The following is a 22161-nucleotide window of genomic DNA, read 5'->3' on the forward strand; positions in this document are numbered from 1 at the left end:
GAAATAGGAAAAATATCGGTGAACCTTATGAGCGATCTGCTTTTCATTCTGTTCACGCTCGCGTTCTTTGCCTTGACGGCCGGTTTCATCACCGGCCTTGACCGGATCTGAGCGAGCGTCGACATGTTCAACAATCTCATTCAATTCGCGATCGTTCTCGCGATCATGCTGGCGCTGGTGCCCGTCGTCGGGAAATGGCTCGCGCACGCCTTCACGAGCCCGCGCCACGCGTGGGCCGAGCAGCGCACTTACGCGCTGCTGGGCGTCGACCCGGCCGAGACGATGTCGTGGCAGCGCTACGGCATGGTGCTGCTGCTCAGCAATGCCGGGATGATGCTGCTCGGCTACCTGCTGCTGCGCATCCAGGACACGCTGCCGTTCGATGCGCTGCAGCGCGCCGCGCAAAGCCCCGACCTGGCGTTCAACACCGCCGCGTCGTTCGTCACGAACACGAACTGGCAGGCGTATGCGGGCGAGAGCAGCCTGTCGAACTTCTCGCAGATGGCCGTCATCACGTTCCTGATGGTGGTCAGCGCGGCGACCGGCGTCGCGGCCGCGGGCGGCTTCATCCGCGGGCTGAGCCGCAAGAGCGCGGCGGACATCGGCAACTACTGGGTCGACTTCACGCGCGTGACCTATCGCGTGCTGCTGCCGCTCAGCTTCGCGATGGCGCTCGTATACGTGTGGCAGGGCATGCCGCAGACACTCGCATCGGATGCATGGGCGACCACGCTCGAAGGCGCGCGCCAGCAGATCCTGACGGGGCCGGTTGCCAGCCTCGAATCGATCAAGCACATCGGCACGAACGGCGGCGGCTTCTTCAGCATGAACGCCGCGCATCCGTTCGAGAACCCGACGCCGCTCACCAACACGCTGCACATGCTGTCGATGCTGCTGATTCCGTCCGCGCTGACCTGCACGCTCGGCACGATGATCGGCCGGCGCCGCCAGGGCTGGGTGATCCTCGGTGCATTCGTCGTGATGTTCGTCGGCTTCCTGGCCGTGATCTATTCGGCCGAACAGCACGGCAATCCGCTCGTGGCGGGGCTCGGTGTCGACCAGCAGATGAGCGCCGCGCAGCCGGGCGGCAACATGGAAGGCAAGGAGATGCGCTTCGGCATCGCGCAGACGAGCCTGTTCGCGACCGTCACGACCGCCGCGACGACCGGCTCGGTGGACGCGATGCACGACTCGCTGACGCCGCTCGGCGGCCTCGTGCCGATCGCGCAGATGATGCTGAACAACGTGTTCGGCGGCGACGGCGTCGGGCTGATCAACCTGTTCACGTTCGCGATCCTCACGGTGTTCCTGGTCGGGATGATGATCGGGCGCACGCCGGAATTCCTCGGCAAGAAGATCGAGGCGCGCGAGATGAAGCTCGTGATGATCGCGGTGCTTGCGCATCCGTTCAGCATCCTCGGCTTCACCGCGCTGGCCGCGATGCTGCACTCGACGATGGACAGCCTCGCGAACCTCGGCCCGCACGGCTTCAGCGAAGTGCTGTACGCGTACACGTCGGGCACCGCCAACAACGGCTCCGCGTTCGCGGGCCTGAACGCGAACACGCCGTTCTTCAACACGACGATCGGCTTCGCGATGCTGATCGGCCGCTACCTGACGCTGCTGCCGATGCTCGCGGTCGCGGGCAGCCTCGCCGCGAAGAAGAACGTACCGGAAAGCGCGGGCACGCTGTCGACGTCGACGGGCCTGTTCGCCGGCCTGCTGGTCTTCGTGATCCTGGTCGTCGGCGGCCTCACGTTCCTGCCCGCGCTCGCGCTCGGCCCGGTCGTCGAGCACCTGCTGATGTCGGGCGGCCAACTGTTCTGAGGAAAACATCATGTCTCGAAGCAATCGCCACGCGGCGCCGGCCGCCGCGCCGGTCTCCGGATCGTCGTTCATGGCCGCCGCCGGCGGCCTCGTGCGGCCCGTGATCGCATCGTCGGCGCTGTTCATGCTCGTCACGGGCATTGGGTATCCGCTGCTCACGACGGGCGTCGCGAACGTGCTGTTCCCGTCGCAGGCGCGCGGCAGTCTCGTGGCGCGCGACGGCACGACGGTCGGCTCGACGGTGATCGGGCAGTCGTTCGCGCGCCCGGAATACTTCCATCCGCGCCCGAGCGCCACGGTCGGCACGGACCCGGCCGATCCGTCGAAGACGGTCGACCAGCCGTACAACGCGGCCGGCAGCGGCGCCAGCAACCAGGGGGCAACCAGCAGGAAGCTGCTTGCGGACATCGCGCAGCGGGTGCGCGCGTACCGGCAGGAGAACGCGCTCGCCGCCGGCACGCCGGTGCCGGTCGACGCGGTGACGGCGTCCGCGTCCGGGCTCGATCCGGAAATCTCGATCGCGAATGCGCGGCTGCAGGCCGCGCGGGTCGCGAAAGCGCGCGGCGTCGCGCCCGACCAGGTGACGGCGCTCGTCGAGCGGGTCGCCGCGCCGCGCCAGCTCGGCGTGCTCGGCGAACCGCGCGTGCGCGTGCTCGACCTGAACATGGCGCTCGACCGCGCGCTCGGCAAAGCGGCCGGCGCGCGCTAAGGGAAGGCAAAGGAGTCAACTCATGTCCCATATCGAAACCCCGATCAACCAGGCGGCCGCCCCGATCGGCGGCATTGCGCCGATGCGCCGGACCTTGGTGCTGCGCGAGGCGTTCCGCAAGCTCGCGCCGCGCGTGCAGTTGAAGAACCCGGTGATGTTCGTCGTCTATCTCGGCAGCATCGTCACGACCGTGCTGTGGCTGCAGGCACTGAGCGGCACGGGCGATGCGCCGGCCGGCTTCATCTTCGCGGTCGCGTGCTGGCTGTGGTTTACCGTGCTGTTCGCGAACGCGGCCGAGGCGCTGGCCGAAGGGCGTGGCAAGGCGCAGGCCGATGCGCTGCGCGCGGCGCGCAAGCGCGTGTACGCGAAGGTGCTCGACGAGCCGAAGCGCTACGGCGCAACGACTCATCGCGTGCCGAGCGACGAACTCGCCGCCGGCAGCATCGTGCTCGTCGAGGCCGGCGACACGATCCCCGCCGACGGCGAAGTGATCGACGGCGTCGCGTCGGTCGACGAATCGGCGATCACCGGCGAATCCGCGCCGGTGATCCGCGAGTCGGGAGGCGATTTCTCGTCGGTGACGGGCGGCACGCGCGTGCTGTCCGACTGGATCATCGTGAAGATCACCGCGCAGCCGGGCGAGGCCTTTCTCGACCGGATGATCGCGATGGTCGAAGGCGCGAAGCGCGGCAAGACGCCGAACGAGGTCGCGCTGACGATCCTGCTCGTCGCGTTGACGATCATCTTCCTGCTCGTGTGCGCGACGCTGCTGCCGTTCTCGCAGTTCAGCGTGCTGCTGAACGCGTCGGGCTCGGCGGTGAGCCTGACCGTGTTGATCGCGCTGCTCGTCTGCCTGATCCCGACGACGATCGGCGCGCTGCTGTCGGCGATCGGCATCGCGGGGATGAGCCGCATGATGCGCGCGAACGTGCTCGCGACGTCGGGCCGCGCGATCGAGGCGGCAGGCGACGTCGACGTGCTGCTGCTCGACAAGACCGGCACGATCACGCTCGGCAACCGCGAGGCCGTGCAGTTCAGGCCGGCGCCGGGCGTGGACGAGCGTGCGCTGGCCGAGGCCGCGCAACTGTCGTCGCTCGCCGACGAGACGCCCGAAGGGCGCTCGATCGTCGCGCTCGCGAAACAGCGGTTCTCGCTGGAGAGCAAGACGGTCGACGGCGGCATCGCGGTGCCGTTCAGCGCGCGCACGCGGATGAGCGGCCTCGATATCGGCGAGCGGCAGGTGCGCAAGGGCGCGGCGTCGGCGATCCGCGCGCACGTCGATGCGCTCGGCGGCGCGTTTCCGCAGGCGGTCGAGACGGCCGTCAACGACATCGCGCGGCGCGGCGGCACGCCGCTCGTCGTCGCCGACGGCGCCCGCGTGCTCGGCGCGATCGAGCTGAAGGACATCGTCAAGCACGGGATCGCCGCGCGCTTCGCCGAGTTGCGCAAGGTCGGCGTGAAGACCGTGATGATCACCGGCGACAACCGGCTCACCGCGGCCGCGATCGCGGCGGAAGCCGGCGTCGACGACTACCTGGCCGAAGCGACGCCCGAGGACAAGCTGCGGCTGATCCGCGAGCACCAGGCGAAGGGCCATCTCGTCGCGATGACGGGCGACGGCACCAACGACGCGCCCGCACTCGCGCAGGCCGACGTGGCCGTCGCGATGCACAGCGGCACGCAGGCGGCGAAGGAAGCGGCCAACATGGTCGACCTCGACAGCAACCCGACGAAGCTGATGCAGGTGGTTGAGGTCGGCAAGCAGATGATCATGACGCGCGGCGCGCTGACCACGTTCAGCGTCGCCAACGATCTCGCGAAGTATTTCGCGATCATCCCGGCCGCGTTCGTCGCGACCTATCCGGCGCTCGGCGCGCTGAACGTGATGGGGCTGCACAGCCCGACGTCGGCGATCCTGTCGGCGGTGATCTTCAATGCGCTGATCATCGTCGCGCTGATTCCGCTCGCGCTGAAGGGCGTGACGTATCGCGCGGAGCCGGCCGGGAAGCTGCTGGGTCGCAACCTGCTGATCTACGGCGTGGGCGGAGTCGTCGCACCGTTCATCGGCATCAAGCTGATCGACATGCTGTTGACGCCGTTCGTCTGACCGGCGCGGAGCCGGACGGCATTCGACTTGTGGGGACTGCGCATGAACGTGAACGAAACGCAACGACACACGAACCGCCTGCGTGAGATCGCCGCCCGGGAGCCGGCGCGACAGGGCCCCGGCCGATGGCGGACGATCCTCGACGCCTGCGCGGGCGGCGCGGCCCGGCTCGCGTGGGCCGACCCGGGCGGCGGGCCGGCCCGGCCCGACAGCGGCACGCGCGCGCACGTGCGAACGCGCCTGCACGATCGCGCTTCGCCTTATTACGCGCCGCTCGCGTGGGCCACCGTCATCTGCGGGTCGGCGACCGTCGTGGCGAGCGCGCTGCTGCGCGTGTTCGACCTGTCGAACGTCGTGATGCTGTTCCTGATGACCGTCGTGCTGATCGCGCTGCGGCTCGGCCGGCTGGCCGGCGCGTGGGCCGCGTTCGTCTGCGTCGGCTGCTTCGACTTCTTCTTCGTCGAGCCGAGGCTCTCGTTCGCGGTGTCCGATACGCAGTACGTGTTCACGTTCGCGTTGATGCTGGCGGTCGCGCTCGCGATCGGCCAGCTCGCGGCGCGCCTGCGCGCGGAGGCGCGGGCCGCGCGCGCGAACGAGAAACGCTCGGCCGCGCTCGCGCGCGTCGCGCACGACCTGTCGGCGGCGATCGAAACCGAACAGATCGCATCGATCTGCACCGGCACGATCGCGCCGCTGCTCGGCGTGCGCGTCGCGCTCGTGCTGCCCGACGCGGACGACCGGCTTCGGATCGCGCGCGACGCGTGGTTCGTCGATCCGTCGGCGGCCCGCTGGACCTACGATCGCGCGCAGGCCGCCGGACGCGGCACGCCGACGCTCGACGGTGCGGTGGCGCTCTACCTGCCGCTGAAGGCGCCGATGCGCGTGCGCGGCGTGCTCGTGCTGTTCGGCGACGCGCAGCCGATCCCGACGTCCCCGGACGACCGGCGCCTGATCGACGCGCTGTGCTCGTCGATCGCGATGGCGCTCGAACGCGTGCACTACGTCGGCGTCGCGCAGCACACGCTGGTCCGGATCGAAGGCGAGCGGCTGCGCAATGCGCTGCTCGCCGCCGTGTCGCACGACCTGAAGACGCCGCTGACCGCGATCCGCGGGCTCGCCGAGACGCTGGAGCGGCCCGAGCGGCTGGCCGACGGGCAGCCGGCCGCGCTCGCGCACGGCATCCGCAACCAGGCCGAGGCGCTGCACGGGCTCGTCGTGAACCTGCTCGATCTCGCGCGCATGCAGAGCGAGGGCGTGCGGCTCAATCGCGAGTGGCACATGCTCGACGAGATCGTCGGCAGCGCGCTCGCGCATTCGGCCGGCGTGCTGGCCGGCCGCGACGTGAGCGCCGACCTGCCGGCCGACCTGCCGTTGATCGACGTCGACGCGCTGCTGATCGAGCGCGTGCTGATGAACCTGCTCGACAACGCGGCGAAGTACGCGGGCGCGGATGCGGCCGTGGCGGTGCGCGCACGCGTGTTCGGCGAAACGCTGTACGTGTTCGTCGAGGACGACGGGCCCGGTTTCGTCGCGCGCAATACCGAGCCGCTGTTCGAGCCGTTCGAGCGCGAACGCAAGGAATCGTCGATCAGCGGCGTGGGGCTCGGGCTTGCGCTGTGCCGCAGCATCGTCAACGCGCACGGCGGCTCGATCCGCGCGGTGCCGCTCGATCCGCACGGCGCGCGGTTCGAGATTCGCCTGCCACTGGGTGCGCCGCCCGACATCGAACACGAGAGCCGGACATGATCAGATCGCGCGTACTCATCGTCGAGGACGAATCGGACATCCGCCGTTTCGTGCGGATGGCACTGGAACACGAGGGGCTCGACACCTGCGAGGCGTCGACGGCCCGCGAGGCGCGGATGTACGCGTCGAGCAGCAAGCCCGATCTCGTGATCGTCGATCTCGGGCTGCCGGACGACGACGGCAAGACGTTCATCCGCGAACTGCGCGAATGGTCGACGGTGCCGGTGATCGTGCTGTCGGCGCGGCAGCAGGAGGTGGAGAAGGTCGCGGCGCTCGACGCGGGCGCGGACGACTACCTGCCGAAGCCGTTCGGCGTGCCCGAACTGCTCGCGCGGGCGCGCGCGCAGTTGCGGCGCGCGGCGTTCGTGTCGGCCGACGGGCAATCGTCGTCGATCGTGCGCTTCGGCGACGTGACCGTCGATCTCGGCAAGCACGAGGTCGCCCGCGGCGGCGAACCGGTTCATCTGACGCGCCTCGAATTCCGGCTGCTCGCCGCGCTGATTCGCGCGCGCGGCGGCGTGATCGCCGCACGGCAATTGCTGGCCGAGGTCTGGGGCATCCACGACGCGGAACGCGCGCACTACGTGCGCGTGTACATGACGAACCTGCGGCAGAAGCTCGAGGAGACGCCGGCGACGCCGCGTTACCTGCTCACCGAACTGCAGTTCGGCTACCGGCTGGTCGGTCTGGAGGCCGTCGGTGCCGCGCCGCATGCGGTATAGACAAGCGCGCTACCGGGCGACGCCATTCCAGAGCGCGTTCATTCAGCCGTCCGTAATGCGTAGTTAATTGAAATACAAGGAAATTCCGCCGGCGAAAAACAATCCCCTGACAATTAGAGATAAACACGGATTGCTGATGGAACGGGGTAAACGGCAAAGTTGTATGTACAACTTGGGCGGCCATTCGAGGCGCCGGTTGGATCGGGTTCGCGGCGGCAGCGCCGCGCCGGCAGAGCGGGCGTCGCCCGCCCGGCCGCGGGCCCGTCGTTCAGTTCGTCATTCACAGGAACGCCATGAAGAAACTCGCGCTCAGTATTGCCCTTGCCTGCATCGCGGTCGGTGCCCACGCCAGGGATTGGTCGACGATCCGGTTCGGCGTCGACGCCAGCTATCCGCCGTTCGAATCGAAGGACGCGAGCGGCAAGGTCGTCGGCTTCGACGTCGATCTCGGCAACGAGATCTGCGCCCGCCTGAAGGCGAAGTGCGTGTGGATCGAGAACGACTTCGACGGGATGATTCCCGCGCTGAAGGCGAAGAAGTTCGACGGCGTGCTGTCGTCGATGTCGATGACGCCGGCGCGTGCCGAGCAGATCGCGTTCTCCGACAAGCTGTTCAACACGCCGACGCGCCTCGTCGCGAAGAAGGGCGCGAACCTGCAGCCGACGGCCGAATCGCTGAAGGGCAAGTCGGTCGGCGTCGAGCAGGGCACGATCCAGGAAACCTACGCGAAGACGTACTGGGCGCCGAAGGGCGTGCAGGTCGTGCCTTACCAGAACCAGGACGGCGTGTACCAGGACCTGATGTCGGGCCGCCTCGACGCGGCGCTGCAGGACGCGGTGCAGGCCGACATCGGCTTCCTGAAGACGCCGCGCGGCGCGAGCTTCGACTTCGCCGGCAAGGACATCGACGATCCGAAGACGCTCGGCAACGGCGCCGGCATCGGGCTGCGCAAGGACGACGCCGACCTGAAGGCGAAGATCGACCACGCGATCGCCGACATCATCAAGGACGGCACGTACAAGAAGCTCGAGAAGAAGTACTTCGCATTCGACGTCTACGGCGGCTGATCGCCTTGCGGCGCGGCTCGCGAGAGCCGCGCCGCGCGCCTTTCCGGATACGCTCACATGATCTTCCAAGGATTTGGCCCGCTGCTGTGGGCCGGCACGGTCGAGACCGTGAAGCTCGCGGTGCTGTCGCTGGCTGCGTCGCTCGTTCTGGGCCTCGTCGGTGCGAGCGCGAAGCTGTCGACGAACCGCGCGTGCGCGGCGGTCGGCACCTTCTACACGACGCTGATCCGCGCGGTACCCGACCTCGTGCTGATGCTGCTGCTGTTCTACGGGATCCAGATCCTGCTGAACGACTTCACCGACATGCTCGGCTGGGACCAGATCGACATCGACCCGTTCGTGGCCGGCGTCATCACGCTCGGCTTCATCTACGGCGCGTACTTCACCGAGACGTTCCGCGGTGCGTTCCTGTCGGTGCCGCGCGGCCAGCTCGAAGCGGGCTTCGCGTACGGGATGAGCGGCTGGCGCGTGTTCCGCCGCATCCTGTTCCCGCAGATGATGCGCTTCGCGCTGCCCGGTATCGGCAACAACTGGCAGGTGCTCGTGAAGGCCACCGCGCTCGTGTCGATCATCGGCCTCGCCGACGTCGTCAAGGCGTCGCAGGACGCGGGCAAGAGCACGCTCGATTTCTTCTTCTTCACGCTTGCGGCAGGCGCGATCTACCTCGCGATCACGACGGTGTCCAACGTCGTGCTGCATCACCTCGAGAAGCGTTATTCCGTCGGCGTCCGGAGGCTTGCACTGTGATCGAACTCGTCAGCCAGTACTGGCAAAGCTATCTCTACACCGACGGCTACCGCTTCAGCGGCCTCGCGATCACGCTGTGGCTGCTGGTCGTGTCGATCGCGCTGGGCTTCGCGCTCGCCGTGCCGCTCGCGATCGCGCGTGCATCGTCGAACCGCTGGATCTCGGGCCCGGTGTGGCTCTATACGTACGTGTTCCGCGGCACGCCGCTCTACGTGCAGCTGCTGATGTGCTACACGGGCATCTACAGCCTGCAGGTCGTGCACAACCACGTGCTGCTCGACACGTTCTTCCGCAACGCGATGAACTGCACGCTGCTCGCGTTCGTGCTGAACGAATGCGCGTATGCGACGGAGATCTTCGCGGGCGCGATCAAGGCGACGTCGGCCGGCGAGATCGAGGCCGGCATGGCCTACGGGATGTCGCGCTTCAAGCTCTACACGCGGATCATCCTGCCGTCCGCGCTGCGCCGTTCGCTGCCGAGCTACAGCAACGAAGTGATCCTGATGCTGCACGCGACGACGCTCGCGTTCACCGCGACCGTGCCCGACATCCTGAAGGTCACGCGCGACGTCAATTCGGCGACGTACATGTCGTTCCAGGCCTACGGCATCGCGGCCGTGCTGTACGCCGTCGTCGTGTTCACGCTCATCTGGGCGTTCCGCAAGCTCGAGACGCGCTGGCTCGCGTACCTCTCGCCGCGCGGCCATTAACGGCCATTAACGCATTCGCACGATTCGCAAGGAAGGACCCAGCATGTACAAGCTTACCGTTGACAACCTGCACAAGAAGTTCGGCGACAACGAGGTGTTGAAGGGCGTGTCGATGAAGGCGAAGGCCGGCGACGTGATCAGCATCATCGGCTCGAGCGGCTCCGGCAAGAGCACGTTCCTGCGCTGCATCAACTTCCTCGAGCAGCCGTGCTCGGGGCAGATCACGATCGGCAGCGAGCCGATCCAGACTACGCGCGACCGCAACGGTTCGCTGCGCGTGGCCGACCAGAAGCAGCTGCAGCGGATGCGCACCAAGCTGTCGATGGTGTTCCAGCACTTCAACCTGTGGGCACACATGACGGTGCTCGAGAACGTGATCGAAGCGCCGATGGCCGTGCTCGGGGTGGGCAAGGACGAAGCGATCGCGCGGGCGCGCAAGTACCTGGAGAAGGTCGGCCTCGCGCCGCGCGTCGAGAGCATGTATCCGTCGCACCTGTCGGGCGGCCAGCAGCAGCGCGTGGCCATTGCACGCGCGCTTGCGATGGAGCCGGAAGTGATGCTGTTCGACGAGCCGACGTCGGCGCTCGATCCGGAACTGGTGGGCGAAGTGCTGAAGGTGATGCAGACGCTCGCCGAGGAAGGGCGCACGATGGTCGTCGTCACGCACGAGATGGGCTTCGCGCGCAACGTGTCGAATCACGTGATCTTCCTGCATCAGGGAAAGATCGAGGAGGAAGGGAATCCGCAGGAGATTCTCGTGAATCCGAAGAGCGAACGGCTCGGGCAGTTCCTGTCGGGGCGGTTGAAGTAGGGGGGGGCTCGCGGCGACATCTATAAGCAATGCAGAAAGCCACTGCCCGTTGGGCGTGGCTGCGCGGCCTCAGCGAAGTAGATCGATGTTGTCGTCGATTCGAGCTTGAATGGCGTGCAAGGTGTCTTGCGTCACTTCCCCTGGGAACAGGTTCTCGGTCATGGCCGCAAACTGGCTGGCCACGTCGCAGAACCTGTCGATGATCCCGCCGGCAACGTCGGCCGAGATCTCCGCTTCATCAGCAAGGCTCAGCATCGCCTGTCGGTCAATCGCCAGCGCTTCGCCCATCACGTCCATCTGGTGGTACCCGCCTGGTCCCTCGCAGAACGTCACGTCGTAGGCCGGCGCCAATTTCCATTCACCGGATGGTGACATGACGTAGGCGAAATTCTTGGGATGGTCGTCTCGATTGTTGAACGCGACATTGAAGACTGCACGCTCGTATGCAAGCGCTTTCTCCCGCAAATCGTTGGTGCATATCTGGGTCGCGCGCAAGAAGTTGACGTAGTCCAGGGTCCCCGCTGTCTTGTAGTCGGCGCCGGTGAAGGCGGCCAGGCTTTGCATGGGCACGCGCAAACCGTCGTGTCGATCAAAGCGTCGGGTGGCAAAGGCCGCGAGCCCGTTGGGCAAGCTGAAATGCAGCGTGTCCGGGGTCTGTATGCCGCACATGCGCAAGCACTCGGCATAGACCATTTCGACAGCGCAGACTTCGGCATGTTCTTCTTTGGCCGGGAACTTGATCAACCAGGCCTCGAAACCCGGCATGGCGGCGGTAGTAAAGGCGCCGGTTCGAGGGTCACGATAAACCAGGACCTTGGGCCTGGCGCCTTGCGGAGATCCCCCCACCCGCAGCAATGTCTGCAGGAACTCCCCGCCTTCGCCCTGGAGCACCTCCCGCACCTCTGCCGCGAGTCGGTCAAGGGGGATGTCCTCTTCCGGCGCTTGCCCCTCTGGTGCCACCGGCTTGAACGACAAGGCTCCCATGGCATGGTTGCCGATGTAGGCCAGCCTCTCCAGCGGGCCGATACGCGCAGGGTTGAGACCGCGGCGCTTGAACAAGCGGTCCATCAGCAGCATGCCCCAACCGTCGGGCAGCGAGTCATAGACGGGCCCGGGTAGTGCCAGCTGATGGGGCGGGAAGTTCCTGCGCAACTTGGGGCCATTCAGAGGTAGCGTATAGGACGACAGTTCCAGTCCTCTATCTCTCGCCTCGTCGCTGTACTCGAACACGATCAGTGGACGACCCGTGATGGCCGTCGTCGAGACCAGCGTGCCCCAGCGCCAATGTTCACCCCAGCCGTTGTAGTAGACGTCAACCTGCTCGAGCATGACTGGACTTCCTCTTGGCACGTTGGCGCCTGGCGCTGTTTTCGTAGCGGCGAACGTCTTCCAGACTGTCCAGCCTGGGCAAGAACAACCCTTCGAGTTCCTTGCTCCGCCCAAGCACCATGGCCACGCGGACCACGTTCTCGAAACCCACATTGCGTCCAGCCTCCAGGTTGGACACCGTATTGATTCCGATGCCGGCGCGTCCGGCCACGTCGGCTTGCGTCATCTGCAGGGCCAAGCGCTCCGTGCGCAGGCGTTCGCAAAGCCGCTTGACGATCTCACTCGGCTTGCTCAGGCTTAAATCCAACATATAGCCCCTTAAGTCGCAATAGGCACCGTTAACGCACAAAATTATAGAGTTATCGAAAAACACCAGTCAAGAAACGTAATTCCCTTATCCGGGGGCTTATGTCTATGTGACGCACATAGCACACCATTTGATGGATTTAGCATGTTGAGATGCCGATCGCAAGGCCCCGCCCGGGGGGCTGAGCCTCGTGACTGATGGGTTCTCGCGCAAGATCGTCGGGCATTACGTTCACGACAGCCTGCAGACCCAGGACTTGGCAGCGTCATCCAATGAATTGAATTGATTTGATTTTCCGCGGAGGGGGCACCGCGGCCTGGATGGACGTGACTTCCTGATCCATCGCGCGTGCCGCCGGGCGCGGCAAGCAATAGCAGGCCCGGCGCGCGACCTCAGTTCGGCGACAATTCTCCCGTCGCCCGATAGTCACCCGCCATCAGCGCCGCGAGCAGCGCGTGCAGCGTCACATAGCGTGTGCCCGTGGCCGCGTCCGTCTCGCCCGCGGTGCGATCGTAGGGCTCGTTGTCATGGATCGTCGCGCGCACGATCGGATAGATCTGCGTTTCCCAGCGGCTGCCGTTGAACACGCCGTAGTGGCCCGCCCCGGTCTGCACGTGGTGCGTCTTCAGGTACGGCGGCAACCCCGAACACAGCTCCTGCGCGGCGACCGTCTGGCCGACCGCGCAGATATCGTCCTTCTCGCCTTCGATCGTCAGCAGCGCGGTGCGATGAATCGCCGCCGGCTCGACGAGCCGCTCGCCGACCGTCAACTCGCCGCGCGCGAGCGCGTATTGCTGGAACACCTTCTCGACCGTTTCCAGATAGAACTCCGCGGTGAGATCGGCGGTGGCGAAGTATTCGTCGTAGAAGTGCCGCAGCGTGTCGGCTTTCGCCGGGTCGCCTTTCGCGCGCTCGTAATACAGGTCGGCAAACGATGCCGCGTGGCGATCGGGATTCATCGACATGAACGCGCCGACCTGCACGAAGCCCGGATACACGCATCGCTGCGCGCCGACGAAGCCCGCCGGCACGACGCTGATCAGGTTCCGCGCGAACCATTCGATCGGCCGGCTCGTCGCGAGCGCGTTGACCTTGGTCGGGTTCACGCGGCAGTCGATCGGCCCGGCCATCAGCGTCAGGCTCGCGGGCTGTGCCGGATCGCCGCCGGCGGCCATCAGCGCGACCGCCGCGAGCGCGGCGACGGTCGGCTGGCAGATCGCGAGCACGTGGGCGTCCGGGCCGATCTGGCGGATGAAGTCGACCACGTGTGCGACGTATTCGTCGAAGCCGAACCGTCCGGCCGTCAGCGGGATGTCACGCGGGTTGTGCCAGTCGGTGATGTACACGTCGTGATCGGCCAGCATCGTACGCACGGTGCCGCGCAACAGCGTCGCGAAATGCCCCGACATCGGCGCGACGATCAGCACGCGCGGCTGGCGCGCGACCGGCAGCGCCTTGCGGAAATGCAGCAGCGTGCCGAACGGCGTGCCGGCCGCCGCGTGCTCCACGATCGGCACCGTTGCGCCGTCGACGTCCACCGCGTCGATGCCGAACGGCGGACGCCGGTGGGAGAACGCGCAGCATTCGAGCAGTTCGCACAGCGCGTCGAGCATGCGGCCGGACGATGTCGATGTCGACAGGGGCCACATCGACATCGAAACGCGCATGCACGCGGCCCAGGCGCGCGCGGGCCGCGTGCATTCGGCGAACCACTGATAGCAAGGGTAGGCAAGCAAGTTCATGACCGTCGCGCCTCGTGCCGCTGTTTGTCGAACGAGGCAAGCCATGTGCCAGCCCGCGGCTGGCACGCGCGTTGCGCGTCCTGACAGCGCACAGCGGCGTGCAGGCGGGCGCTCGGCCCGAAGGTCGCATGCGACGCAATGCAAGACGTTTCATCGATGCAACGCGCGGCAGCGTTGGCGCGAAGTTGCGCCAGACCGGCGAATTCGGCGCACGGCGATGGTGCGGCATAGGTGCGGCGCCAGTCGTTTTCGGTGCACGTGCACGACAGGCATTCACAGGGGACGCGACATGAAATCCGCAGGAGAAACGACGCTGACCGTCAGCAGTCGGAACTATTCGTCGTGGTCGATGCGCGGCTGGCTGCTGGCGAAGCTGAGCGGGCTCGTGTTCGAGACGGTCAGCGTGCCGATCGATGCCGCGTCGCGCGCGGAGTTGCTGCTGCTGTCGCCGTCGATTCTCGTGCCGTGCCTGACGCACGACGGCAATACGGTGTGGGACACGCTCGCGATCGCCGAATACCTGAACGAGATTCGGCCGCAGGCGCGGCTGCTGCCTGAAGACCGGCAAGCACGCGCGCATTGCCGGTCGATCTGCGGCGAGATGCATTCCGGTTTCAGCGCGTTGCGATCCGCGTTGCCGATGAACCTGCGCGCGCATTTCCCCGGCTTCCGGATCTGGTCGCGCGCACAGCACGACATCGAGCGGATCGTGACGATCTGGCGCGAATGCCTCGCGCAGTATCACGGGCCCTGGTTGTTCGGCGCGGAGATCGGCATCGCCGACGCGATGTATGCACCGGTCGTCACGCGCTTCCTGACCTACGACGTGAAGCTGGAGCCCGATATCGCGGAATACTGCATGCAGGTGCTCGCGCATCCGTTCGTGGCGGAGTGGATCGATGCGGCGAAGGCGGAGCACGAGGACATCGACGAACTCGACATGGAGTTCTGAGTATCGCAGCGTGCGGCGCTCAAATATCGGACGAATGGCGTCTGACCAGAGCGCGCTTAAATCGGGAGAATCGACGAGCAGCGCGTTCCCTCGTCACGGCGGGCCTCGCGCGCGACAGGGGGTAAACATCGCGGGCGCGTTGCCGATAACGCAGGTCCAGTGACCGCATGAGAAACACGTGAAGCCGTTCGTCATTCTTGCCTTTGCCGCCGCTGCGCTCACCGGCTGCGCCCAGTTCCAACCCGGACGTCAGGATGCGAATGCGCACAACGACGTGCCCGCTTCGTCGACGCCGCTCGTCGATTTCGTCATCCCTGCCGATGCGCTCGGCGCACGCGATCCGCAACTGACCGCCGTGCTCGCGAAAGTCGGCGCGCTGGCGTCGAAGCAGCCGCAACCGATGACGATTCGCGTGGCCGCGCTGCCGCAGGATTTCGGCTATCTGAACCAGTCGATCCGGCGCGGCATCGCAACGCAGCGCGCGGGGTCGGTGCGCGTCGAGAACGTGGCGGCCGGCAGTTGCCGGCCGTACAGCGTTCAGGTCGGTCCGACGCAGTGACAGGAGATCTCGCGATGCTACGACTGTCGATCTGCGCGGCCATGCTCGTGTGCGGCGCCGCGTTTGCCGCGCCACCCGCTGACGGCGCGCCGCCTGCGCCCGCCGCGTCCCACCAGGTGTTTCCGCCGCTGCCGCCATTCGCGTCGCTGCCGCCGGGGGCGGGCGGCGACGACGAGGCGCCGGCGTTAGCGCCGGCGGGCGGGCGTCATGCGAAGAAACCGCGCCACGCGCCGCCCGTGAAGCGAGCACCGGAGTTTCAGGTGCATCTCGTCGTGACCGAGGCGTCGCGCGCGGCGCTTGCCGCCGTGGACAAGAAGCTCGACGACGCGATGGCGAAGAGCGTGCGCGATCGGCGCACGACGGGGGCCGGCGCGGCTGCGCTGGCGATGGCGCAATGAAGCGGCTGAATCGAATCGGCCGGCGCGTCATGATCGGCGCGTTCGCGATGTCGGCGAGCGTGCTCTTCATCGCGCCGGCGCGCGCGGACGATGCCGCGTCGGCCGACGCATGCTTCGAGCGCGCGGCCGGCTACCAGGGCGTCAACCCGCAGATCCTGCGCGCGATTGCGTGGTACGAATCGAAGGGCAACCCGGGCGCGGTGCATCGCAACGCGGATGGCAGCATCGACGTCGGCCAGACCCAGATCAACTCGGTGCACTTCGGCGAGCTGCGCCGCTACGGCGTGCCGCCGGGCGCGCTGAAGGACGCGTGCGTGAACGTCTACGTCGCGGCGTGGATGCTGAAGCGCAAGATGGTCCGCTACGGGAACACATGGCAGGCGATCGGCGCGTATCACTCGGAAACGCCGCACTTGCGTGACGAATACGCGCGAAACATCCACGCGGTGCTCGTGTCCTGGGGATTGCACGAGTGAGCGGCGCGCGACAGCGCACAATCGCGTGCATTGAAGGCCAAGAGTAAGGATCGGCGCAGGCGCGGCCGATTCGCGCGACGCGCGGGGACCTGTCGTTTTCCCGGATGAAGTCCCCGTATCCGCGGCGCAAACGATTCGTATCAGATCCCGCCCCCTGAAACCCCTGCGAGGACGTTAAAGAACCGTGCATCCCGTGTCGTAAACGGGAGCACGGGGAACGGCAGCCACGATCACGCATGAAGCGCGACGCGCAGCCGAAAACAAAGTAAGCGCAGCAGGGGAACATCGTGAATCGTCAACAGTCGTGGACACGCACAGCGGCGCCCGGCGAAGTCATCTATTCGGAAGGTTTCGGGGGAGAGGCGGTCATCTATCTGATCGCGGAGGGCAAGGTCGAACTGTCGACCCGTTGTGACGAGAAGAAGGTCGTCGTCGCGACGCTCGGTCGGGGCGAGTTCTTCGGTGAATCGGCGTTGCTCGCGGCCGAGCCGCGTGCCCATACCGCGAAGGCGCTTTCATTCTGTCAGCTGACGGTCGTGCCGGCCGGCATGCTCGACGAGGAAATCGAGCGTGTGTCGGCGCTGCTGCGTCATATCGTGCGCACGATGATCCGCCGCGTGAAGCGCAAGGACGACCAGCTCGCGACCTATACGCATGCCGACTTCATGCCGGGCGTGCTGTCGTATGCGCATGTGCTGGCGCTGATGGCGGGCGGGGAGCGCCGCGGCGGCGACGACGCGTGGACGCGCCGGCCGATGCAGACGTATGCCGAGCAGGCGTCGGTGCCGCTCGCCGAAGTGATCCGCAAATGCCGCGCGATCGCCGGCCACTCGCGGCCGCACGTGCTCGCGATGCTGCGACGCATGGAGAAGCTCAATCTCGTCACGATCGAAGCGGCGCAGGCGGATCAACTGAGCGGCGGGGCCGCCGATTACGCGGCGTCCGCCGACGCGCGCCAGGTCGTCACGTTCGACGCCGCGCGCGTGATCGATCGCGCGCAACAGGTGGCCGATCACGATCTCGACCTGTCGATCAACAGCGAACTCGAGCTCATCGAGCTCGCCGATCTCGAATCGCTGATCGGCGTCGAGAAGACGATGCTGCTCAACAAGCTGTCGAACGGCGAGATTGCCGACGAGGTGTTCGCGTTCCGCAAATCGAAGGTGCTCAGTTACGTCGAGCAGAAGGGTGTCGCGTACTTTACGCGGCGCAACGTCCGGCGCGGCGGCGAGCTCAACGCGCTGGAAGACCTGGCCTGGGTCGATCAGCGCACGCTGTTCGACGTCATCAGCGCATTCGATACCTACGATCTCGCGAAGCTGCTTGCGAGCGCGGACGATCAGGCGGTCGTCGACCGGCTGTTCTCCGTGATGACCGAGGCGCGGCGCAACGAAGTGTCGTGGGTGATGCGTCGCGAGCTCAAGCTCGATCCGGTCGAGATCGAGGACATCGAGCGGCGCGTGCTGGATGCCGTTCGCGCGCTCAAGGCGCCGGCCGCCGTCGCGGCGAACCTTCCCGATCAGGCGGCGTGAGCGCCGGCCGGAGAGAGACATGGATCTGTTGACCCTGGCCGGTGTGGTGCTTGGCGGCGCGGCGATCGTGTTCGGCTTCGCACTCGAAGGCGGGCATTTCACGATGCTGTTCCAGTTCGAGGCGCTCGTCATCGTGCTCGGCGGCACGCTCGGCGCGGTGATGATCCAGAACACCTGGGCGCGCTTCTTCGACGCGGTGAAACAGTTGCGGCTCGCGTTCGTGCGGGCGCGGCAGGTCGATCGGCAGAGCCTGACGGATCTGCTGGAGTGGGGCGACCGCGCGAAGCTCGACGGGCTGCTCGCGTTCGAATCGATGGACGTGAGCGGCATTCATCCGTTCGCGCGCCGCGGGCTCGAACTGCTGGCGAACGGCGTGTCGACCGCCGTGCTCGAGGACGCGTTGCAGCGCGAACTCGATGCGTACGAACGCAGCCGCCTGGCCGCCGCGCGCGTGTGGCAGCAGGCGGGCGGGTATGCGCCGACGTTCGGCATCCTCGGGTCGGTGCTCGGGCTCGTGCAGGTGACGAGCCGCATTCTCGAACCGGCGCAACTCGGGCCGGGCATCGCGGTCGCGTTCATCGCGACGCTGTACGGGCTGGCGCTGGCGAACCTCGTGTTCCTGCCGCTCTACGGCAAGCTGCGCGCGCAGATCGACAGCGAGCTGCGGTTTCGCAAGCTGTATCTCGACGGTTTCCTGGCGATATCGCGCAAGGAATCGCCGCATACGATCGAAACGCGCCTGACCGGCGACGTGCGCGGGCGCGCGGCGGAATCGCTTGCGTGACGAACCCGGATTCCAGCCTATGTACACGCAATCCGGCAGCAAGCGCCTCGCGGCCGACGCCGCCGATCACGACGCGGACGGCGAAGGCGCGCAGTCCGGCCGCTGGCTGATTTCGTACGCGGATCTCATCACGACGCTGATGGTGCTGTTTCTCGCGTTGTACGTGCTCCAGCTCGCGAAAACCAACGCGCTCGACGCGCGGTTTCAGGCGCTGGCGCAGCAGGCGGCCGGGAAGACGAATGCGCCGGCGCACGCCGATGCCGCGCAGGCGTGGTCCGCGCTGCTGAAGTCGCTGAAGGAGCAGGGGCAGGTGACCGTCGTGAATGCCGCGCACGGCGTTGAAATCGGCATCGACGCGAAGATCCTGTTCAACGTCGGCGATGCGCGGCTGCTGCCGGATGCGTCCGGCGTGCTGGCGCGCATCGCGAGCGTGCTGAAGACCCATCCGGCGACCAGCATCCTCGTCGAAGGGCATACCGACAGCGTGCCGATCGCGAACGCGAAATACGAATCGAACTGGGAGCTGTCGTCGGCGCGTGCGGGGGCCGTCGTGCGGTATCTGGTCGAGCGGGGCGTCGAACCGCATCGGCTCGCCGCGATCGGCCGCGCGGACAACCTGCCGCTGGTGGCCGGGGGCGATGCGGCGGCGCGGGCGATGAATCGGCGGGTGACGATACTGGTGCAGTATTGAGACAGCGCCATGGGCTTGGCGGCATGGGCGCATCGGCCGGGCCGTCGCAGGATTACGACCGCGGCGGAATGCGCCGCCAGGTGATCACGACGACCACCAGAAACGCGACATAGGCGAGCGCGAACATCCAGCCCGGCAGGTCGTAATAAATCAGCGCGCTTACCCAGCGCTGCAGGAAGCCCTGCTGGCCGGCCTGCCCGGTGCGCAGCCAGTCCTCGACGACGGTGAGCGGGCAGCGCACATCGAGCGCCGCCAGTGCCGCGACGATGCCGATGGCCGCGAGATGCGCGATCCGGAACGTGCGGTTGCGCACCCACGCGCGCTTGAACTCGGCGCCCACCCAGATCGCGACCAGCCCGCCGACGATGAACAGCACGAGCATCGCGTGCAACACCAGAACCGCATTGGCCAGCCAGATCATGATGTCCTTGTCGGGGAGGGGCGACGCCAGCCGCCCACGCCGCACGCCAACCGGCCGGCTGGCGTATGCTTGATCGGCGGCGCAACGGCATCCGTGACGAAATTTCGCACAGGGTAGCGGAAAAGCGTGGAGCGGATTGCGAATTCGCCGGCGGGCGACGGGGGATTGGGCTCGATGCGATGAAACTCACCGGAACCGTGCTGCGTGTCGCCGTCGTGTGTCTGATCGTCTTCGCGGGAGTCGTGCTGATGCAGGATCGCCTGATCTATTTCCCGGAAAAGGCCGCCATCGATGACGTCGTATCCGACGGCCTGCGCGCGTGGCCGTCGGCGGAGGAATTTCGAGGGCTGGTGGCCGAGCCGGCGGGAGTCGCGCGCGGCACGGTCGTCGTCTTTCATGGCAACGCCGGGCATGTCGGGCACCGTTCATACTACGCCGCTGCGTTCACCCGAATGGGATGGCGCGCAATCCTCGCCGAATACCCGGGTTACGGGCCGCGCGGCGGCACGCCAGGCGAAGAAACGCTGGTCGCCGACGCGCAGCAGACGATCGTGCTCGCGCATCGCCTGTACGATTCGCCGCTGCTGGCCGTCGGCGAATCGCTGGGGGCCGGCGTGGCTGCCGCGGCAGGCTCGCGCGAGCGCGACAGCATCGCCGGCCTGATGCTGATCACGCCGTGGGATACGCTCGAGCATGTGGCGGCGCATCATTATCCGTGGGCGCCCGTGAAGTGGCTGCTGCGCGACCGGTATGACAGCGTCGCCCATCTGGCGTCGTTCGGCCGTCCCGTGCTGGTCGTGGTGGCGGAGCGCGACAGCATCGTTCCCGCGCGTTTCGGCGAGGCGCTCTACGACGCGCTCGCCGATCCGAAGCAGCTGATCGTCGTGAAGTCGGCCGAGCATAACGACTGGATCGGCCGGGTCGACGATACGTGGTGGCGAGACGCGATGGGCTTGCTGATCGCGCCGTCGCATTGAACGATGACGTCCCGATCCAGTTCGCCCAAGGGGCGACGCCTCTACATCCTCGATGCGAAGGACACGCCGGTCGAAGTGTTCGACCATGACGCGTGGTCGCGCTGGATGTCCGAGAACGAGCTGGTGTTCCGTCGCACCGTGCTGGATGAATCCGGGGTGACGATCACGACCCGCTTCCGAGGGATGTCGGATGCAAAGAGCGGGGAGGCGCTGCTGTTCGTCACGCGCGTCGCCGGCATGGCAGACGCGCAGGACGATCAGGGCTATGCGGCGAGTACGCTCGACGATGCGCTGGAGCAGCACGAGCGGCTGTTGCAGGAGATTTTCCGGAAATTGACCGGGCGGTGAGCGTCGTTGCGATCGGCCTGCATGATCACGCGGCATTCGATGCATGGGCAGTGCGCCATCAGTTGCCGACAGCATCGACCTCACGCGACCGATACCGCAGCAGATGATCGGTGCCCGACTCCGACAGCCAGACCTCGCCCGGACGCCCCATCATCTGCCGCACGTTCGCATGCGCGCGCGGCAGCGTCAGGACGTCGAACCGTTCGGTGCGCGGGTCGAAGCGCACGAGCGCGTTGGCGCTCCATTCGCTGAGCCAGACGACGTCCCGGTCGTCGACGAAGATCGCGTATGCGTGCGGATCGTGGCCGGGCAGCCGCCATTCGCGCCAGCGATGCGTTGCCGGGTCGAACCTGCCGACCTTGCCGGCATGCCACTCGCTGACCCACACGCGCCCCTTCGAATCCGACCAGACGCGGCGTGCGCCCTGATTCGGCGTCGGCGGCTCGATGACCTGCGCCTTGCCGCTTGCGGGATCGATGCGGCCGAGATAGTTGCCGGCCAGCGACGCGAAATACAGGCTGCCGTCGGGCGTCACGCAGATGCCGTAGGGGCCGCGCCCGCGCGGCGCATCGAAGACGCGCATGCTGGCGCTCGCCGGGTCGAGCTCGCCGTACACGCCGCTCTGCCCGGTAAACCACAGATGCCCGCGCTTGTCGAAGACCGCGGTGTTCAGATTGGCGTCCGTCCGGTCCTTCGGCAACGGAAAGCGCGTGACGGCAAGCGTCTTCGGATCGACGCGCACGATCGCGTTCAGGCCGCCGTCGGTGATCCATGCGGCCCGATCGGGGCCGACGATCACGCCGTGCGGCGCCGAGCCGTCGCCGAGCGGCACCCAGTCGGTCTTGCCGCCGCGCGGGTCCAGCCGTCCGACCGAGCCTTGCGCCTGCGCGGTGAACCAGACGCTGCCGTCGGGCGCCGGCGCGACGTCGTGCGGTGCGCTGCCGGCGGGAACGGCGAACGAGTCGAACGACGTCGGCTGCGCGTGCGAGTAACCCGTGGCGAGCACGGCGCTTGCCAACGCGGCGACGCAACACGACGCGAGCCGCGATGCGGAAATGCGATTCACCGCAGCCGTTAGTTTGTCCTTTGCGATTTCCAGCATGTCCGCCTCCATGTGCTGCGACGCGTTTCGACGCGCGCAGACGGTTTCATTGCGGAATTTGCTACGGTTTCCGAATGAATGCGCGATAACGATCGAC

At 66.8% G+C, this 22161-nt stretch carries 23 protein-coding genes; 18 read left to right on the forward strand and 5 right to left on the reverse strand.

Going from position 1 to position 22161, the window contains the following annotated elements:
• Positions 1-123: 123 nt before the first annotated feature.
• The 9 genes from kdpA to WT26_RS23355 all read left to right on the forward strand — a co-directional run bounded on the left by kdpA (position 124) and on the right by WT26_RS23355 (position 10446).
• Positions 124-1827, forward strand: coding sequence for a potassium-transporting ATPase subunit KdpA (gene kdpA / locus WT26_RS23315; protein WP_069274059.1), 1704 nt, complete (start codon positions 124-126; stop codon positions 1825-1827).
• A 10-nt stretch (positions 1828-1837) separates the two neighbouring features.
• Complete coding sequence (kdpC, locus tag WT26_RS23320; RefSeq protein ID WP_081333760.1) at positions 1838-2536, forward strand: potassium-transporting ATPase subunit KdpC; 699 nt, start codon at positions 1838-1840, stop codon at positions 2534-2536.
• A 22-nt stretch (positions 2537-2558) separates the two neighbouring features.
• Positions 2559-4643, forward strand: coding sequence for a potassium-transporting ATPase subunit KdpB (kdpB, locus tag WT26_RS23325; RefSeq protein WP_420480951.1), 2085 nt, complete (start codon positions 2559-2561; stop codon positions 4641-4643).
• A gap of 42 nt (positions 4644-4685) precedes the next feature.
• Complete coding sequence (locus WT26_RS23330) at positions 4686-6389, forward strand: DUF4118 domain-containing protein (RefSeq protein ID WP_069274061.1); 1704 nt, start codon at positions 4686-4688, stop codon at positions 6387-6389.
• On the forward strand, positions 6386-7111 hold the full coding sequence (locus WT26_RS23335; protein WP_069274062.1) for a response regulator: 726 nt from the start codon (positions 6386-6388) through the stop codon (positions 7109-7111). Before WT26_RS23330 ends, WT26_RS23335 begins: the two co-directional genes overlap by 4 nt.
• A 293-nt stretch (positions 7112-7404) precedes the next feature.
• Positions 7405-8178, forward strand: a complete 774-nt coding sequence (locus tag WT26_RS23340) for an ABC transporter substrate-binding protein (RefSeq protein ID WP_059665725.1) — start codon at positions 7405-7407, stop codon at positions 8176-8178.
• A 57-nt stretch (positions 8179-8235) separates the two neighbouring features.
• Entirely contained in the window at positions 8236-8925 is a 690-nt protein-coding gene (locus WT26_RS23345) for an ABC transporter permease (RefSeq protein ID WP_069274063.1), read from the forward strand.
• Positions 8922-9635, forward strand: coding sequence for an ABC transporter permease (locus WT26_RS23350; RefSeq protein ID WP_011355969.1), 714 nt, complete (start codon positions 8922-8924; stop codon positions 9633-9635). Before WT26_RS23345 ends, WT26_RS23350 begins: the two co-directional genes overlap by 4 nt.
• A gap of 43 nt (positions 9636-9678) precedes the next feature.
• Entirely contained in the window at positions 9679-10446 is a 768-nt protein-coding gene (locus tag WT26_RS23355) for an ABC transporter ATP-binding protein (protein ID WP_069274064.1), read from the forward strand.
• Between the two features lie 69 nt (positions 10447-10515).
• On the opposite strand, the gene WT26_RS23360 is transcribed toward WT26_RS23355, so the two are convergent.
• The 3 genes from WT26_RS23360 to WT26_RS23370 form a co-directional block, all read right to left on the reverse strand.
• Positions 10516-11775, reverse strand: a complete 1260-nt coding sequence (locus WT26_RS23360) for a type II toxin-antitoxin system HipA family toxin (protein WP_059586986.1) — start codon at positions 11773-11775, stop codon at positions 10516-10518.
• Complete coding sequence (locus WT26_RS23365; protein WP_332309751.1) at positions 11759-12082, reverse strand: helix-turn-helix transcriptional regulator; 324 nt, start codon at positions 12080-12082, stop codon at positions 11759-11761. Before WT26_RS23365 ends, WT26_RS23360 begins: the two co-directional genes overlap by 17 nt.
• A gap of 392 nt (positions 12083-12474) precedes the next feature.
• The gene (locus WT26_RS23370; protein ID WP_069274065.1) at positions 12475-13824 is read right to left on the reverse strand and encodes a polyhydroxyalkanoate depolymerase; all 1350 of its coding nucleotides are present in this window, start codon (positions 13822-13824) and stop codon (positions 12475-12477) included.
• A gap of 289 nt (positions 13825-14113) precedes the next feature.
• Between WT26_RS23370 and WT26_RS23375 the strand changes: the two genes are divergently transcribed.
• The 7 genes from WT26_RS23375 to WT26_RS23405 all read left to right on the forward strand — a co-directional run bounded on the left by WT26_RS23375 (position 14114) and on the right by WT26_RS23405 (position 19216).
• Positions 14114-14776, forward strand: a complete 663-nt coding sequence (locus tag WT26_RS23375; protein ID WP_069274066.1) for a glutathione S-transferase family protein — start codon at positions 14114-14116, stop codon at positions 14774-14776.
• A 178-nt stretch (positions 14777-14954) separates the two neighbouring features.
• Positions 14955-15335, forward strand: coding sequence for a hypothetical protein (locus tag WT26_RS23380; RefSeq protein ID WP_060136759.1), 381 nt, complete (start codon positions 14955-14957; stop codon positions 15333-15335).
• Positions 15336-15349: 14 nt separating this feature from the next.
• Positions 15350-15733 carry a hypothetical protein gene (locus WT26_RS23385; RefSeq protein WP_069270962.1) on the forward strand — a complete coding sequence of 128 codons (384 nt, stop codon included), beginning with the start codon at positions 15350-15352 and terminating at the stop codon, positions 15731-15733.
• Positions 15734-15780: 47 nt separating this feature from the next.
• Entirely contained in the window at positions 15781-16209 is a 429-nt protein-coding gene (locus WT26_RS23390) for a lytic transglycosylase domain-containing protein (protein ID WP_230380756.1), read from the forward strand.
• 287 nt (positions 16210-16496) lie between these two features.
• Positions 16497-17741 (forward strand): cyclic nucleotide-binding domain-containing protein, encoded by a 1245-nt coding sequence (locus WT26_RS23395; RefSeq protein ID WP_069274067.1) that lies wholly within the window; start codon positions 16497-16499, stop codon positions 17739-17741.
• Between the two features lie 19 nt (positions 17742-17760).
• Positions 17761-18525 carry a flagellar motor protein gene (locus WT26_RS23400; protein WP_069274068.1) on the forward strand — a complete coding sequence of 255 codons (765 nt, stop codon included), beginning with the start codon at positions 17761-17763 and terminating at the stop codon, positions 18523-18525.
• A 19-nt stretch (positions 18526-18544) separates the two neighbouring features.
• Entirely contained in the window at positions 18545-19216 is a 672-nt protein-coding gene (locus WT26_RS23405; protein ID WP_069274069.1) for an OmpA/MotB family protein, read from the forward strand.
• Positions 19217-19268: 52 nt separating this feature from the next.
• On the opposite strand, the gene WT26_RS23410 is transcribed toward WT26_RS23405, so the two are convergent.
• Positions 19269-19637, reverse strand: coding sequence for a DUF2784 domain-containing protein (locus WT26_RS23410; RefSeq protein WP_059629350.1), 369 nt, complete (start codon positions 19635-19637; stop codon positions 19269-19271).
• A gap of 179 nt (positions 19638-19816) precedes the next feature.
• Here WT26_RS23410 and WT26_RS23415 point away from each other — a divergent pair, with 179 nt between their 5' ends.
• Entirely contained in the window at positions 19817-20614 is a 798-nt protein-coding gene (locus tag WT26_RS23415; RefSeq protein ID WP_069270963.1) for an alpha/beta hydrolase, read from the forward strand.
• 3 nt (positions 20615-20617) lie between these two features.
• Positions 20618-20962, forward strand: coding sequence for a hypothetical protein (locus tag WT26_RS23420; RefSeq protein ID WP_069270964.1), 345 nt, complete (start codon positions 20618-20620; stop codon positions 20960-20962).
• 58 nt (positions 20963-21020) lie between these two features.
• Here WT26_RS23420 and WT26_RS23425 read toward each other — a convergent pair whose 3' ends face one another.
• Positions 21021-22064, reverse strand: a complete 1044-nt coding sequence (locus WT26_RS23425) for a lyase (protein ID WP_069271829.1) — start codon at positions 22062-22064, stop codon at positions 21021-21023.
• Positions 22065-22161 lie beyond the last annotated feature (97 nt).

Origin of the sequence: Burkholderia cepacia, from assembly GCF_001718835.1 — a bacterium.
GTDB classification, from domain to species: domain Bacteria; phylum Pseudomonadota; class Gammaproteobacteria; order Burkholderiales; family Burkholderiaceae; genus Burkholderia; species Burkholderia cepacia_F.

What these genes read in the sequence shown, in the direction of transcription:
- WT26_RS23330 (WP_069274061.1), top strand. Translation starts at nt 4,686, where the DNA reads ATGAACGTGAACGAAACGCAACGACACACGAACCGCCTGCGTGAGATC.
- kdpB (WP_420480951.1), top strand. Translation starts at nt 2,559, where the DNA reads ATGTCCCATATCGAAACCCCGATCAACCAGGCGGCCGCCCCGATCGGC.
- kdpA (WP_069274059.1), top strand. Translation starts at nt 124, where the DNA reads ATGTTCAACAATCTCATTCAATTCGCGATCGTTCTCGCGATCATGCTG.
- WT26_RS23340 (WP_059665725.1), top strand. Translation starts at nt 7,405, where the DNA reads ATGAAGAAACTCGCGCTCAGTATTGCCCTTGCCTGCATCGCGGTCGGT.
- WT26_RS23400 (WP_069274068.1), top strand. Translation starts at nt 17,761, where the DNA reads ATGGATCTGTTGACCCTGGCCGGTGTGGTGCTTGGCGGCGCGGCGATC.
- WT26_RS23405 (WP_069274069.1), top strand. Translation starts at nt 18,545, where the DNA reads ATGTACACGCAATCCGGCAGCAAGCGCCTCGCGGCCGACGCCGCCGAT.
- WT26_RS23410 (WP_059629350.1), bottom strand. Translation starts at nt 19,637, where the DNA reads ATGATCTGGCTGGCCAATGCGGTTCTGGTGTTGCACGCGATGCTCGTG.
- WT26_RS23390 (WP_230380756.1), top strand. Translation starts at nt 15,781, where the DNA reads ATGTCGGCGAGCGTGCTCTTCATCGCGCCGGCGCGCGCGGACGATGCC.
- WT26_RS23335 (WP_069274062.1), top strand. Translation starts at nt 6,386, where the DNA reads ATGATCAGATCGCGCGTACTCATCGTCGAGGACGAATCGGACATCCGC.
- WT26_RS23375 (WP_069274066.1), top strand. Translation starts at nt 14,114, where the DNA reads ATGAAATCCGCAGGAGAAACGACGCTGACCGTCAGCAGTCGGAACTAT.
- WT26_RS23425 (WP_069271829.1), bottom strand. Translation starts at nt 22,064, where the DNA reads ATGCTGGAAATCGCAAAGGACAAACTAACGGCTGCGGTGAATCGCATT.
- WT26_RS23370 (WP_069274065.1), bottom strand. Translation starts at nt 13,824, where the DNA reads ATGAACTTGCTTGCCTACCCTTGCTATCAGTGGTTCGCCGAATGCACG.
- WT26_RS23355 (WP_069274064.1), top strand. Translation starts at nt 9,679, where the DNA reads ATGTACAAGCTTACCGTTGACAACCTGCACAAGAAGTTCGGCGACAAC.
- WT26_RS23385 (WP_069270962.1), top strand. Translation starts at nt 15,350, where the DNA reads ATGCTACGACTGTCGATCTGCGCGGCCATGCTCGTGTGCGGCGCCGCG.
- WT26_RS23415 (WP_069270963.1), top strand. Translation starts at nt 19,817, where the DNA reads ATGAAACTCACCGGAACCGTGCTGCGTGTCGCCGTCGTGTGTCTGATC.
- kdpC (WP_081333760.1), top strand. Translation starts at nt 1,838, where the DNA reads ATGTCTCGAAGCAATCGCCACGCGGCGCCGGCCGCCGCGCCGGTCTCC.
- WT26_RS23345 (WP_069274063.1), top strand. Translation starts at nt 8,236, where the DNA reads ATGATCTTCCAAGGATTTGGCCCGCTGCTGTGGGCCGGCACGGTCGAG.
- WT26_RS23420 (WP_069270964.1), top strand. Translation starts at nt 20,618, where the DNA reads ATGACGTCCCGATCCAGTTCGCCCAAGGGGCGACGCCTCTACATCCTC.
- WT26_RS23360 (WP_059586986.1), bottom strand. Translation starts at nt 11,775, where the DNA reads ATGCTCGAGCAGGTTGACGTCTACTACAACGGCTGGGGTGAACATTGG.